The sequence below is a fragment of the Roseateles sp. GW821-FHT02E12 genome, assembly GCF_059421665.1.
Genome location: NZ_JBWKVK010000001.1, coordinates 17,485 through 30,592 on the forward strand (window position 1 = coordinate 17,485; position 13,108 = coordinate 30,592).

13 protein-coding genes are annotated in these 13,108 nt (G+C 67.6%); 5 read left to right on the forward strand and 8 right to left on the reverse strand.

Annotation, left to right across the window (positions count from 1 at the left end; all coding sequences use genetic code 11):
• The first annotated feature begins 1 nt into the window (after position 1).
• Positions 2 to 1,108 (forward strand): magnesium transporter CorA family protein, encoded by a 1,107-nt coding sequence (locus tag AC07V5_RS00105; protein WP_495113435.1) that lies wholly within the window; start codon positions 2 to 4, stop codon positions 1,106 to 1,108.
• A 31-nt stretch (positions 1,109 to 1,139) separates the two neighbouring features.
• On the opposite strand, the gene AC07V5_RS00110 is transcribed toward AC07V5_RS00105, so the two are convergent.
• The 3 genes from AC07V5_RS00110 to AC07V5_RS00120 all read right to left on the reverse strand — a co-directional run bounded on the left by AC07V5_RS00110 (position 1,140) and on the right by AC07V5_RS00120 (position 3,435).
• A complete protein-coding gene (locus tag AC07V5_RS00110; protein WP_495113436.1) occupies positions 1,140 to 1,913 on the reverse strand; it encodes a PEP-CTERM sorting domain-containing protein in 774 nt (257 codons plus the stop codon).
• A gap of 113 nt (positions 1,914 to 2,026) precedes the next feature.
• Positions 2,027 to 2,476 (reverse strand): rRNA maturation RNase YbeY, encoded by a 450-nt coding sequence (gene ybeY / locus AC07V5_RS00115; protein ID WP_495113437.1) that lies wholly within the window; start codon positions 2,474 to 2,476, stop codon positions 2,027 to 2,029.
• A complete protein-coding gene (locus AC07V5_RS00120) occupies positions 2,473 to 3,435 on the reverse strand; it encodes a PhoH family protein (RefSeq protein WP_495113438.1) in 963 nt (320 codons plus the stop codon). Before AC07V5_RS00120 ends, ybeY begins: the two co-directional genes overlap by 4 nt.
• A 110-nt stretch (positions 3,436 to 3,545) precedes the next feature.
• Between AC07V5_RS00120 and AC07V5_RS00125 the strand changes: the two genes are divergently transcribed.
• From AC07V5_RS00125 to ruvB, 4 genes are read left to right on the forward strand one after another with little or no spacing between them, the layout of a single operon-like run.
• Positions 3,546 to 4,958 (forward strand): sensor histidine kinase, encoded by a 1,413-nt coding sequence (locus AC07V5_RS00125; RefSeq protein ID WP_495113439.1) that lies wholly within the window; start codon positions 3,546 to 3,548, stop codon positions 4,956 to 4,958.
• 25 nt (positions 4,959 to 4,983) lie between these two features.
• Positions 4,984 to 5,637 (forward strand): response regulator, encoded by a 654-nt coding sequence (locus AC07V5_RS00130; RefSeq protein WP_495113440.1) that lies wholly within the window; start codon positions 4,984 to 4,986, stop codon positions 5,635 to 5,637.
• Positions 5,638 to 5,664: 27 nt separating this feature from the next.
• The gene (gene ruvA / locus AC07V5_RS00135; RefSeq protein WP_495113441.1) at positions 5,665 to 6,234 is read left to right on the forward strand and encodes a Holliday junction branch migration protein RuvA; all 570 of its coding nucleotides are present in this window, start codon (positions 5,665 to 5,667) and stop codon (positions 6,232 to 6,234) included.
• Positions 6,231 to 7,289 (forward strand): Holliday junction branch migration DNA helicase RuvB, encoded by a 1,059-nt coding sequence (gene ruvB, locus AC07V5_RS00140; RefSeq protein WP_495113442.1) that lies wholly within the window; start codon positions 6,231 to 6,233, stop codon positions 7,287 to 7,289. The genes ruvA and ruvB overlap by 4 nt, the downstream gene beginning before the upstream one ends.
• A 134-nt stretch (positions 7,290 to 7,423) precedes the next feature.
• Here the strand turns inward: ruvB and AC07V5_RS00145 are convergent, their stop codons facing one another.
• From AC07V5_RS00145 to AC07V5_RS00165, 5 genes are all read right to left on the reverse strand, one after another.
• Positions 7,424 to 8,374, reverse strand: a complete 951-nt coding sequence (locus AC07V5_RS00145; RefSeq protein ID WP_495113443.1) for a porin — start codon at positions 8,372 to 8,374, stop codon at positions 7,424 to 7,426.
• A gap of 150 nt (positions 8,375 to 8,524) precedes the next feature.
• Positions 8,525 to 9,166, reverse strand: a complete 642-nt coding sequence (locus AC07V5_RS00150) for a histidine phosphatase family protein (protein WP_495115644.1) — start codon at positions 9,164 to 9,166, stop codon at positions 8,525 to 8,527.
• Between the two features lie 2 nt (positions 9,167 to 9,168).
• Positions 9,169 to 9,492: a DUF1840 domain-containing protein gene (locus tag AC07V5_RS00155; protein WP_495113444.1), complete on the reverse strand. Its 324-nt coding sequence runs from the start codon at positions 9,490 to 9,492 to the stop codon at positions 9,169 to 9,171.
• Between the two features lie 44 nt (positions 9,493 to 9,536).
• Positions 9,537 to 11,672 (reverse strand): putative bifunctional diguanylate cyclase/phosphodiesterase, encoded by a 2,136-nt coding sequence (locus AC07V5_RS00160; protein WP_495113445.1) that lies wholly within the window; start codon positions 11,670 to 11,672, stop codon positions 9,537 to 9,539.
• The gene (locus AC07V5_RS00165; protein ID WP_495113446.1) at positions 11,669 to 12,976 is read right to left on the reverse strand and encodes a cyclic di-GMP phosphodiesterase; all 1,308 of its coding nucleotides are present in this window, start codon (positions 12,974 to 12,976) and stop codon (positions 11,669 to 11,671) included. Before AC07V5_RS00165 ends, AC07V5_RS00160 begins: the two co-directional genes overlap by 4 nt.
• Positions 12,977 to 13,108 lie beyond the last annotated feature (132 nt).

Below are 13,108 nucleotides of genomic sequence, written 5' to 3' on the forward strand. Positions count from 1 at the left end.
CATGCGGGTCTTCCACATCGAGACTGACAGCTTCCGCGAGCTGGCGGCCCTGCCCGACGCCCTGCCCGAGCGCGGTTTCCTGTGGCTGGGCTACGGCCGGCGTGAGTTCGAGGTGGGCGAGGCGGCGGCGCAGCAAGCGCTGGTGCGCTGGGGCTGCGGCAACATCGTCGACCTGCATGTGTCCGACCTCATCAACAACCAGTTGCCCTCGCACTTCGACTACACGTCCTGGTACGACATGCTGGTGTTCCGCCGCCTGGCCGCGGCACCAGGCAGCCAGGACCTCTTCGTTGACGACGAGCATGGCACGCTGGCCTCGGCCCAGCGTGCGCTGCGCGCCATCGACACCAGCCCGGTCGGCTTCGCCGTGTTCGACCGCGTGCTGGTCACGGTGCACCCGACCGACTGCCAGGTGCGTGAGTTCTTCGCGCAGAAGCTCGACCGGCTGACCGAAGGCCGCGAGAAGCGCGATGCGCGCGGCGGTGCCCGCCTGCCAGCCAGCCCGGCCGACCTGATGCTGCGCATGGTCAACCACATGGTGGACAGCTATCTGGAGCTGCGCCGCCTGCTGACGCGCCAGCTCGGCACGCTGCAGCGAGTGCTGCTGGACCAGAACAGCGAGTTCGACGACTGGCCGCTGCTGCTGGAAAGCCGCGACGCGCTGCACCGGCTGGAGGACACCTGCGAGGACCAGCGCGCCGCCATCCAGGAATGGATAGACGCACTGGACGAATGGCCGGCCGATGGCGACCAGGTCGTCACCCGCGAGCGCGAGCTGCTGCGCGTGCGTTCACGCGACGTGCTGGAGCATGTGGAGCGCGTGCTGACGCATGTGCGCCGGCTGGAGTCTTCGGCCGAGTCGGCCGTGCAGATGCATTTCAGTGCCCTGGGTCACCGCACCAACGGCATCATGCGCACCCTCACGGTGCTGACCGCCATCTTCCTGCCGCTGAACCTGATCACCGGCGTCTTCGGCATGAACTTCGATGCCATGCCGCTGATCCACAACGCCGGCGGCTTCTGGGACGCGGCCCTGCTGATGCTGGCCGTGGCCTTCGGGTTGTGGTTCCTGTTCCGCCGCAAACGCTACTTGGGCAGCGGGCGCTAGGCCGGCCGCCCAGACAAGAGGCTGCGAGAGTTCAGCGCAGGCGGCGGCGTGCCACCGTCAGGATGACGCCCAAACCGCCGAGCAGCAGCGCGGCCATCCCCGGTTCCGGCACGACCGTGGCGATGACCGTGGAACTGCCCCGAACGCAGGCGGCGCCGCCCGGGCATTCGCCCGGATAGAGCGGGCCGAATGCCGTGAAGGACGAGCTGATCTGCAAGTCCGCAGGGCCGCCGAAGAGGGCGGCGAGCGCATTGGTGTTGAAGTTGCCGTTGGCCGCGCCGCCGGCGGTGGTGTCCACGTCCAGCAGGCCCGAGCTGAAGCCCACCGGGCTGGTGGTGCCTATCCCCACGCCGGTGCCGACCAGCGTGTTGCCGGCTGCGTCGATGGCATGGCCCTTCATGGCCACGAACAGCGCGCCGTTGCTGGCCTCGACCAGGTCGCCGGCCGAGCCGCCCGCATTACCCGTGTTGAAGTCGTTGGTCGCGCCGGTGCCCAGGTAGACGTTCAGCCAGCCGCCGCTGAACCGGACTTCGGTGGCGCTCAGGGAAGACACGGTGTAGCCGCCGAAGACGTAGGTCAGTTCGCAGCCGGAGCACAGGCTGGACACGGCGATAGAGTTGATGGAGTCGATCTTGCCGTAGCCGCTGAGCACGTCGCCGAGACCGGTCACGCTGTTCTGGTAGGTCTGGGCCACTGCAAACACCGAGCCGATCGGCAGATCGACGCCGCTGACGACGACGGCATTGGCCATACCGCTGGCCACCAGAGCCGCAGCGACTGAAATACGACGCAGAACTCGAATCATGGGAAGCTCCTGGCGAGAAGGAGGTTGCGCGACTGCTGGAAATTACTCGCCTGCCTCTTCGGTGTCTACGCCTGCCCACCCCTAGGTCGCTATTTCTCCCCAAGAACGTGGGCTTAACCCTCGCGCCGGTAGGGGTTGGGCACGCCGATTGCCGCAAGGATTTCGGTCTCCCGCGCCTCCATGCACTCGGCCTCGTCGTCTTCCTCGTGGTCATAGCCCTGGGCGTGCAGGGTGCCGTGCACCAGCATGTGGGCGTAGTGATCCAGCAGCGGGATGCCCATCTCGGCCGCTTCAAGTTCGACAACCTCGGCGCAGATGACCAGGTCGGCTCCGACGACCGGCTCGCGGGCGTAGTCGAAGGTCAGCACATTGGTCGCGTAGTCCTTGCCCCGGTACTCGCGGTTCAGCGCGCGGCCTTCCTCGGCGCCGACGATGCGCACGGCGATCTCGCCCGGCAGCTCCAGTGCCGCACGGATGAAGCGCTGCACCTTGTGGCGCGGCAGCAGCGCACGGTGGCGCGGGTCGGCGAATTGCAGCGACAGGCTCAGCTCGGGTCTGCTCATACTTCTCTCGCCTCACGTTTGGCGCGGGCCTCGTAGGCCTCGACGATGCGGGCCACCAGCGGGTGGCGCACGACGTCGGCGCTGGTGAAGCGCGTCATCGCGATGCCCTTGACCTTGGCCAGCACGTGTTCTGCGTCGATGAGGCCGGACTGCTGGCCGCGCGGCAGATCGATCTGGCTGGTGTCGCCGGTGACGACGCAGCGGCTGCCGAAGCCGATGCGCGTCAGGAACATCTTCATCTGCTCGGGCGTGGTGTTCTGCGCTTCGTCGAGGATGACGAAGGCGTGATTCAGCGTGCGGCCACGCATGAAGGCCAGCGGCGCGACTTCGAGCTGGCCCTTCTCGAAGGCCTTGGTCACGCGGTCGAAACCGAGCAGGTCGTACAGCGCGTCGTAGAGCGGGCGCAGATAGGGGTCGACCTTCTGCGTCAGGTCGCCGGGCAGGAAGCCCAGTCGCTCGCCGGCCTCGACGGCAGGACGGGTCAGGATGATCCGCTGCACGCTGGCGCGCTCCAGCGCGTCGACGGCGCAGGCAACGGCCAGGAAGGTCTTGCCCGTGCCGGCGGGGCCGAGGCCCAACGTGATGTCGTGCGACAGGATCTGCTGCAGATACTGGTGCTGGCGCGGCGTGCGCGCAGACAGGTCGGTGCGGCGGGTGCGCAGCACCAGCCCCCCCTCCTCACCGACCGGCGGCGCTGCTGACGGCCCCTTGGCCTCGACCAGCGCGAGCTGCATCGTCTCGGCTGCCATGGGCCTGCGGGCACGCTCGTAGAGCGCCTCCAGCAGGCTTCTGGCCCGCTCCACCGCCGCCTTGGGGCCATCGACGCGGAACTCGGCGTCGCGCCGGCTCAGCTTGACGCTGAGGGCGGCCTCGATCTCGCGCAGATGGACGTCCAGGCTGCCGCAGACGCGAGCCAGGCGGGTGTTGTCGGCGGGTTCCAGGGCGAAGCGCAGGATCACGATAGGCTGAAAAGAGTGGATGGGAATTGTCGCTGGCTCTTTGCAAGACGCGGATCGCTGGTGCATTCCCCGGCGCACGCCCAGCGGGCGCTCCCGCACAATGCCGCCCCATGACGTCTCCCATTGCGCCGAAGGCCCTCGTGGCTCGGCGCCTGCCCCTTTCTCTTCTGCTCGCCTTGGTCCTGCTCTGCCCCCTGGCCGCGCAGGCCCAGGTGCCGACGGGCCTGTACTGGGCTGCCACGCTGCACGGCTGGGTGGCCGCCATGCTGGCCTTGATGGCAACTGTCGTCGGCCTGGTGTCGGGCCTGCACCACCGCGAGCGGCCGGCCAGCTTCCTCATCGGCATGATGCTGAGCTGGGTGGTGCTGCGCGCCGCGACCGCGCCAGGCGCAGCGGGCCTCAGGCCGCTGCTGATGACGCTGCTGGTGCTGTGCGGCGTGCAATACCTGCTGCGGCAGATGAACTGGAAGCGCAGCTGGATCGACCATGCGCTGTTGATCCAGTGCCTCGTGGTCCCCGCCAGCCTGCTGCTGACGGGCGGCCAGGTCGCCATCCTCGGCACGGTCTGGCATGCGGTGCTGAGCCTGGAGCTCGTCGCCGCCATGGGATGGGCGCTGTGGCTGCGCCGCCTGCGCCTGCAAGCCGGCGCCGATGCGGCCCAGGCCCGCGATTTCAGCCTGATGGCGGTGCTGCTGCTGCCGACCATGGTGGCCCTGGTTGCCGAGATGGTGCTGGCAGCCACCAGCGAATCGCTGTGGTGGACGGCCTCGCCCTGGCTGGGCCTGATGTTGCCGGTGCTGATGCTGGCCCTGGGCCTGCAGTTGGTGAACAGCGTTGCGCATGCCCGCGTGGACGCGGAGAAGCGCATCGCCAACATCGAGCAGCGCATGGCCGAGCGCATCGCCGAGGTCGAACGCAGCCACAGCCAGCTGGCCGAGCAGAAGCTCGAACAGGTCACCGAGCGCGAGCGCAAGCGCATCGCCGCCGACCTGCACGACGACCTGGGGGCCAAGCTGCTGACCATCGTGCACACCAGCGAGTCCGACCGCATCTCCACGCTGGCCCGCGAGGCGCTCGAGGAGATGCGCCTGTCGGTGCGGGGGCTGACCGGCAAGCCGGTGCACCTGATCGACGCCTTGGGCGACTGGCGCGCCGAGGTCGTGATGCGCCTGGGCCAGGCCAACATCCTGGCCGAGTGGAAGAGCCCTGCCGAGGAGATCGAACACACCTTCCAGGCCCGTTCCTACGTGCAGACGACGCGCATCCTGCGCGAGTCGGTGTCCAACATCATCAAGCACAGCGGCGCCACGAATGCGACCATCTCCAGCGCCGTACAGGATGGTGATTTCATCCTGACCATCCAGGACAACGGCCAGGGCATCCCGACCGAACTGGATGGTCGCCTGGACAGAGGCCACGGCATGGCGAGCATGAAATCACGCGCCAAGCAGATGCATGGCCAGTGTTTGGTGGAATCCGGCCCTGGCTGGGGTACTGTCATTCGTCTGACCATCCCGCTGTAATTTCGCTCTGATTCCGAGGCCCGCCATGAACCACATCCTGCTGCTCGAAGACATCCCCGAGATCCGTGCCTGGCTGAAGGCGCTGGTCAAGCAGGTGTTCGCCAACGCCCAGATCACGGAGTGTTCGCGGGTGCAGGACGCGTTGTCGCTGGTCAACGGCCAGCGCTTCACGCTGGCCCTGCTGGACCTGGGGCTGCCGGATGGCTCGGGCGTCGAGGTCATCGCCGCGCTGCGCGAGAAGCAGCCCGAGGTGCAGTCGGTCATCGTCACCATTCACGACGACGACGAACATCTCTTCCCCGCGCTGCAGGCCGGCGCCTTCGGCTATCTGCTGAAGGAACAGTCCCGCGAGCTGCTGGTGGAGCAGCTGCAGCGCATGAGCGGCGGCGAGCCCCCGCTGTCGCCGTCCATCGCGCGCAAGGTCATTGCCTACTTCGCGGCTCAAAAGAAACCCAGCTCGCAGGCCCTGCTGCATGAGGTGTCGCTGACCGATCGCGAGACCGAAGTGCTGCTGCGCGTGGCCAAGGGCTATACGCTGCCGGAGATTGGCGTGCAGTTGGGCCTCTCCCGCCACACGATTGCGGACTACGTGAAGCAGATCTACCGCAAGCTCAATGTGAGCTCGCGTGCGGAAGCGGCTCTCGAAGCGCAGCGCCTGGGTTTGTTCGGTCGTAACTGAGCCTGAACCGGCCCGGATAATGGGCCGATGATTGGAAGACTCAGCGGCGTCATCGCCGAGAAATCGCCCCCGCAGGTCGTCATCGACGTGGCGGGCGTGGGCTACGAGGTCGACGTGCCGATGAGCACCTTCTTCAACCTCGGCGGCCTGGGCGAGCGGGCAGTGCTGCTGACCCACCTGACCGTGCGCGAGGACGCGCACCAGCTGTTCGGCTTCCTCACGCACGAGGAGCGCGCCACCTTCCGCATGCTCATCAAGATCAGCGGTGTCGGCCCGAAGATGGCGCTGGGGCTGCTGTCCGGCCTGTCCGTTGCGGAACTGGCTCAGGCCGTGTCGCGCCAGGAAGCCGGCCGCCTCACCAAGGTGCCCGGCATTGGCAAGAAGACGGCCGAGCGACTGCTGCTGGAACTCAAGGGCAAGCTCGGCGCCGATCTGGCGCTGCCCGCCACCATCGCGAACGACGCGCAGGCCGACATCCTGCAGGCACTGATCGCGCTGGGCTACAGCGAGAAGGACGCGGCTGCGGCGCTCAAGGTGTTGCCGCCTGACGTCGGCGTCAGCGACGGCATCAAGCTCGCACTCAAGAAGCTCTCATGAGCATCCAGACCGACGACTTCGCCCCAGCGCCGCGGCTGATCAGCGCCGCGCCGGAATCCAGCCGCGAGGAGGCGATGGAGCGCGCGCTGCGCCCCAAGCTGCTCGACGACTACGTCGGCCAGATCAAGGCCCGCGAGCAGCTCGAGATCTTCATCGGTGCCGCCCGCAAGCGTCACGAGGCGCTGGATCACGTGCTGCTGTTCGGCCCGCCGGGCCTGGGCAAGACGACGCTGTCCCACATCATCGCGGCCGAACTGGGCGTCAACCTGCGCCAGACCTCGGGCCCGGTGCTGGAGAAGCCCAAGGACCTGGCGGCCATCCTCACCAACCTCGAGAAGAACGATGTTCTTTTCATCGATGAGATCCACCGCCTGAGCCCGGTCGTCGAGGAAATCCTCTACCCGGCGCTGGAGGATTACCAGATCGACATCATGATCGGCGAAGGCCCGGCCGCCCGGTCGATCAAGCTGGACCTGCAGCCCTTCACGCTGGTGGGCGCCACGACGCGCGCCGGCATGCTGACCAACCCGCTGCGCGACCGCTTCGGCATCGTTGCCCGGCTGGAGTTCTACACGCCGGCCGAACTGCAACGCATCGTGACCCGCTCGGCCGGCCTGCTGGGTGCGCCGATCGACGCCGACGGCGCGCTGGAGATCGCCCGCCGCTCGCGTGGCACGCCCCGCATCGCCAACCGGTTGCTGCGCCGCGTGCGTGACTACGCCGAGGTCAAGGCAGACGGCCGCATCGTCGCCGGCATCGCCGACAAGGCGCTGATCATGCTGGACGTCGACCCGCAGGGCTTCGACCTGATGGACCGCAAGCTGCTTGAGGCCATCGTGCACCGCTTCGACGGCGGGCCGGTTGGCCTGGAGAACGTCGCCGCAGCCATCGGCGAGGAGGCGGGCACCATCGAGGACGTCATCGAACCCTATCTGATCCAGCAGGGCTTTCTGCAACGCACGCCGCGCGGCCGCGTTGCGACGCTGGCGGCCTGGCGCCACCTTGGCCTGACGCCGCCGGGCGGCAAAGGCTCACCCGACCTCTTTGGGGAGTGATTCGGGCGTAAGCCGGCGACCGAAGTCGCCAATGAAAAAAGCGCCCCGCGGGGCGCTTTCTTGTTTGCCGCATGGCATACGTGCGACGAAAAAAGGCGCCCTGAGGGCGCCTTTTTCTTTCCGGTCCCGAAGGATCAGAAGTTGTGGCGGATACCAGCGGCCAGCGAAGAGAAGTCTTGACCAGCAACGCCGGTGAAGTAGTTGCCCTTGGACTGGTTGTCGGTCTTCGTCCAGAAGCCGTACACCTTGGTGCGCTTGCTCAGGTTGTAGTTGTAGCCAACCGTCAGCTGCTTGGCACCGTCGTCGACCAGGATGTCGTCAGCCTTGCCGTAGTTCAGGTGGAACTCCGACTGGCCCATGACGTACATGCCGGAGACGCGGAACACGTTCCAGTTCTTCTTGCCGTTCGCACCGAAGGTGTTCTCAGCACGTTGGATGTAACCACCAACGATCAGCGGGCCAAATTCGTACAGACCGCGGACGGCGAACTGGGTGAAGTCACCCTTCTTTTCGTAGCCGAAGCCAGCGTGGGCCGGGCCCACGTCGTAGTTGACGGCGACGTCCGTGGCACGGGTCGTTGCGCCTTCACCAGCACTCACCGACAGCTCGGCCGAGAAACCACCAGCCTTGGGCGTGAAGTACGAGACCTTGTTGTTGGTCTGGAACTGGGTGGCGTACAGCGCGTCAGAAGACGTGCCGGTATCGTGGTTGTGGTTGCTGACGTAGTCGGCCGTAGCGTAGTACGAGCCAGGGAACCACTTGCCCAGACGCACAGCACCGAAGGCGCCGCTCAGTTCGACGGACGACTGACGGTTCCAGAACGTGGTGCCGCCGGTGGCAACGCCGGTGTCGCTGTTCACGCCGTGTTCCAGCGCGAAGGAGGCCTTCAGGCCGCCGCCGAGGTCTTCGCTGCCCTTGAAGCCAAGGCGCGAAGAGTTGTTTTGCACGACGACCTTGCGGTCTTGCGTGCCGAACTTCTGGCTTTCGACGGTGGTGTTGAGGCGACCCCAGAGGGTCACGCTTTGTGCGAAAGCCGGAGCGGCGGCGGTAGCGGCCAGAGCGGCGACGAGTGCAATCTTCTTCATCGTTTGCCTTTACAGAGAGGTTGGACGGGGCCTAGGCCCTGCCTAGAAGGACAAGTGACAACCAGTATAGAAGCGGCTTTTGCCGCACCCGATACGACCGACGCGTGGATGCAACAGTGGCACTAGGGCCTTGAATTGCGCGCGCCGCCCTCAAGCGGCGATGTCGTCCGCGCTCAGGCCCGCCAGATGGCGGTCGTCGTTCCAGCCAATCAGCGTGAAGCCGTCGGGCGTCGCCAGCAGACGGTTGATGGTGGCGTTGCCCAACTGCCAGCTGCGCGGTGCGTCCAGCGCAACCCGGGTCGCGGCGCGATAAAGGCAGTCCAGCACGCCGCCATGGGCGACCAGGGCGATGCTTTGACCCGGATGCGCGGCGGCGGCGCGGCGTGCCGCCTCAAGGCAGCGGGCACTGAAGACGGTCAGGCTCTCGCCGCCGCCAACAACGAAGTCGGGTTCACGACGCCGCCAGCGCGCCGCATCATCGGGATAACCCTGATCTATTTCCTGCCAGCTCAGGCCTTCGAAGCGCCCGAAGGCGCGCTCGCGCAGCGCGGCGTCGAAGTGGATCGGCAGGCCCCGTGCGGCAGCCAGCGCCTCGGCGGTTTGGCGCGCACGGCTGAGGTCACTGGAATAGATGGCGGCGAAAGTCTCGTCGGCCAGGGCTTCGGCCAGCCGCTCGGCCTGGGCAAGGCCGAGGGCGCTGAGCGGGATGTCGGTGTGGCCCTGGATGCGCGTCGCGCGGTTCCAGGCCGTCTCGCCATGGCGAATCAGGACGAGCCGGGTGACCTCTTCCAGCACTAGACGCCCCAGACGACGTCGGCGTTCTCTTTCGCGCTGCGCTGCATCAATTCGTGCAACGGCCAGGCGCGCTGGCGCAACGACACGCCCTGGCGGCGCGGAACGGCCTGCCCAGCAGCCTTGGCATCGTCGACGGCGCGCTGGAATTGCGCGTCATCGGCGGCCACGCCGGCCTCCAGCGCCTGCATCAGCCCGGGCAGCGATGCGGCTTCGAGGATGCCTTTCGGCGCAGGTTCGCGCCCCATCAGGCGCAGCACGGCGTCGGCCGAGTCGGCCATCATGATGACGTCGGCGCCAGCCTTGGATTTGAAGCGGTAGAGCATGGCCGCATTGTGCGCGCGGCCGCGGGCCAGGCGCCTGCGGGCTACTAGCCGCTGGCCAGCCCCAGCCAGCCGGACACCGGCGCGTCGACGACGTGGCGGCGCGGGCGCACACGCCGCTCGAACTCATCCGGCGGCAGCGGCTTGGCAAACAGATAGCCCTGGAACTCGTGGCAGCCGGCCTGGGCCAGGAAGTCACGCTGCGCCTCGGTCTCGACGCCCTCGGCGATGACCTGCAGGCCCAGTGCCCGGCCCATCTGCACGATGGCGTTGGCGATGCCGACGTCGCTGGCGTCGCCCGGCAAGCCTTGCACAAAGCTGCGGTCGATCTTGAGGCGCTGGATGGGGAAGCGCTTCAGGTAGGCGAGCGACGAATAACCGGTACCGAAGTCGTCGATGGACAGCGTGACGCCGAGCGCCGCGAGCGAGCGCATGCGGCGCAGGCCTTCCTCGGCGTCGCCAAGCAGCACGCTCTCGGTCAGCTCCAGCTCCAGCATGCTGGCCGGCAACATGGCCTCGCGCAGCGCCTCGGCGACGGTCTCGACGAACCGGGCCTGCTGGAACTGCAGGGCCGACACGTTGACGGCCACCGGCATGCGCAAGCCGCGGCTGAGCCAGTGGGCGGCCTGCGCGACAGCCTCGCGCAGCACCCAGTCGCCGATGGCGACGACGAAACCGCTCTCCTCGGCCAGCGGGATGAATTCGCCCGGCGAGATGTCGCCGCGCTGCGGGTCGCGCCAGCGGATCAGCGCCTCGGCGCCGATGACGCGGTCGCTGCCCAGTTCGACCTGGGGTTGGTAGTGCAGGCGGAAGCGCCCCTCGGCGAGGGCCTGGCGCATGTCGTGGTCCAGGCGCATGCGCGACAGCAGGTCGACTTCCTTGCGCGGCACGTGGAAGCGGAAGCCCGCGCGGCCGCTTTCCTTGACCCAGTGCATGGCTCGCTCGGCGCTGGCCATCAGCTCGTCGGGGCTGTTGCCATCGCCCGGGTACAGCGCGATGCCGCAGCTGGCCGTGACGGTGAAGCTCAGCGTGTCGAAGCTGAAGGGCTGGGCCAACAACTGCTGCACGCGGCGGGCGGCGACCTCGGCCTCGAACATCTGGGCGCCGTCGATGAGCAGCGCGAACTCGTCGCCGCCGAGGCGGGCCAGCGTGTCGTTGGTGCCGACGGCGCCGCGCAGGCGCTCGACGACGTCACGCAGCACACGGTCGCCGTAGCTGTGGCCCAGCGTGTCGTTGATCTGCTTGAAGCGGTCGAGGTCGAGGTGCAACAGCGCAAAGGCAGGCGCCGGTTCGCCGGTGTTGACGGCTGCCATCTGCTGCACGATGCGGTCGGCCAGCGCACGGCGGTTGGGTGCGCCGGTCAGCACGTCAGAGCGGCCGAGTTCCTCGATGCGCTGGTGGGCGGCGAGCTTTTCGCTCAGGTCGCGGAATGAAAAGACTCGCCCGATGGGCTCGCCGCGGCTCATCTGCGGCAGCGAGACCTGCTCCAGCACACGGCCGTCGGCCAGGCGCAGCATGTCACTCGAGCGCATCAGCGGCGCGTCCAGCAGCGCCTCGATGCGCAGCCGGTACTGCTCGCCGTCGCGCATGACGCGCTGCAGGCTCAGCCACAGGCCCGCGTCGCCGGGCTCGTGCAGCAGGCCGCCGGCCAGGCCCCAGAGCTTGGCGAAGCGGCGGTTGAAGCTGCGCACGCGACCGCCCAGGTCGACGACAAGGATGCCGTCGGCCGTGGATTCGAGCGTGGCGCGCAGTTCGGCCAGCAGCGTCTCGCGCTCGGCCTCGGCGCGGCGGCGGCGCGTCTGGTCGTGCAGCAGCACCAGCCAGTAGCGTCCACCTTCGGGCGTATGGATGGGGCTGATGCTGCGGCTGACCCAGCGCGGCTGGCCGTCGCTGTGGGTCAGTACGGTGTCGGAGCGGATGCGCGCGAAGGGGTCGCGTGCAGCGCCCTGCCAGAAGGCCTCGTCTTCAAGTGACCCGCACAGCGCCGCCGGCGGCTGGCCAAAGGCGCGCTCGGGCTTGAGGCCGAGCAGGCGCAGCGCGGCGCGGTTGATGACGCTGACGGTGAGGCTGTCGCCATCCACCAGCCAGGCCGGCTCGGGCAGGCCTTCCAGCAACACGCCGATCACGGATGGCGCCTCGGGATTGCGAGGCAGTGACGACTGCGCCTCGCGGCTGGCGTTCACGCCGCCAGCTCCCCTGGACCTGTGGCGACCGCATCGAAGAAGTAGGCGATGCGCGCTCGGGGGCTCAGATAGTCCAGTGACGCCCGCGGCAGGAATTGGGGCTTGAGGCTACGACGGATGCCCAGGTCGGGCATCTCTTCAAGATTGAGGATGAGGGCCTCTTCCTTGAGCACCTTGATGTCATGGACCATGACGCGGGGCTTCAGCGGCCGCGCCGAGTTGACGGACACGACGAGGGCGTAGCGGTCGTCGGTCAGCTGCACAGTGGAGCCCGGCGGGTAGACGCCCATCATGCGGATGAAGGCGTTCAGCATGGTCGCGTCGAAGCGGTTGCGCCCCTGCGCAAACATCAGCGACAGCGCCTCGTGAGGCGTCATCGCCTTGGAAGTGATCAGCGGGTTGCACAGGCCGTCGAAGCGGTTGACCAGCGCGACGATGCGCGCGCCGGTGCTCATGCGGTCCATGTTGATGCGCTGCGGGAAGCCGCTGCCATCGGCATGCTCGTGATGCTGGGCGACGATGAGCAACGGGCCGGGCGCCAGGCCCATGGTCTGGGCGATGGCCACACCCTTGACGACGTGCTGCTGGTAGGCCTGGGTCTCGGCGGCGGTGAAGCTCTCATCGCGGTGGCGCAGGCGCGCCGCCACCTCGAGCTTGCCGACGTCGTGCAGCAGCGAACCGACGCCGAGATCCATCATCTCGTCGCGGCCCAGGCCGAAGGCGCGGCCGAGCAGCAGAGCAATGATGCAGACGTTCAACGCGTGCGCCGTGCTGCGGTCGCCGGCTGCCTCGTTGAGGAGGCGCATATTGAGATCACCCTCGACCAACATCTTGTCGAGCAGGGCGGCGGTCAGGCTCTCGGCCTGGGTGCGCGCCTCGTGGGGATCGGACTGGACCTTGTCCATGACGCTGCGAAAGCCATCGGCGGCCTCGCCGTACTGTTCTTCGCACAGGCGCAAGGCCTCGCGCTGAGCGGCCAGCGCGCGGCGATGGGCTTCGCGGGCGAGTTCCTCGGGCGTAGGTTCAGCGGGCGTGCCGGCAGCCGCAGCGGCGGCGGCGGCGGCCGCATCGGTGGGCAGCGGGATATCGGTGCCGGAGGACGGCAGCGTCAGGTCGCTCTTGGCCGGGCTCCAGCGCACCTGGGTCAGGCCCAGGCGACGCAGGATGAGGAGCTGATCGCTGGAGGCGATCTTGAAGCTCGACAAAGGAAACGGATGCGACATCCAGCCGAGGTCCAGATGAATGAACATCCCGACAGTCAATTGGCTGACATCAATCAGAGGATCGCTTGTTCTATCCTGCATTCACTCAGAACCCATACGCCGGGCACTCCTCGACACGACCCAAGCTACGGCAACCGCGCCACAGTCCTTGAGCCGGCCTCCGTCTGTACTTCAATTTGGCCTATTGCGCTTGCCGCTATCCGGGAAAAATCC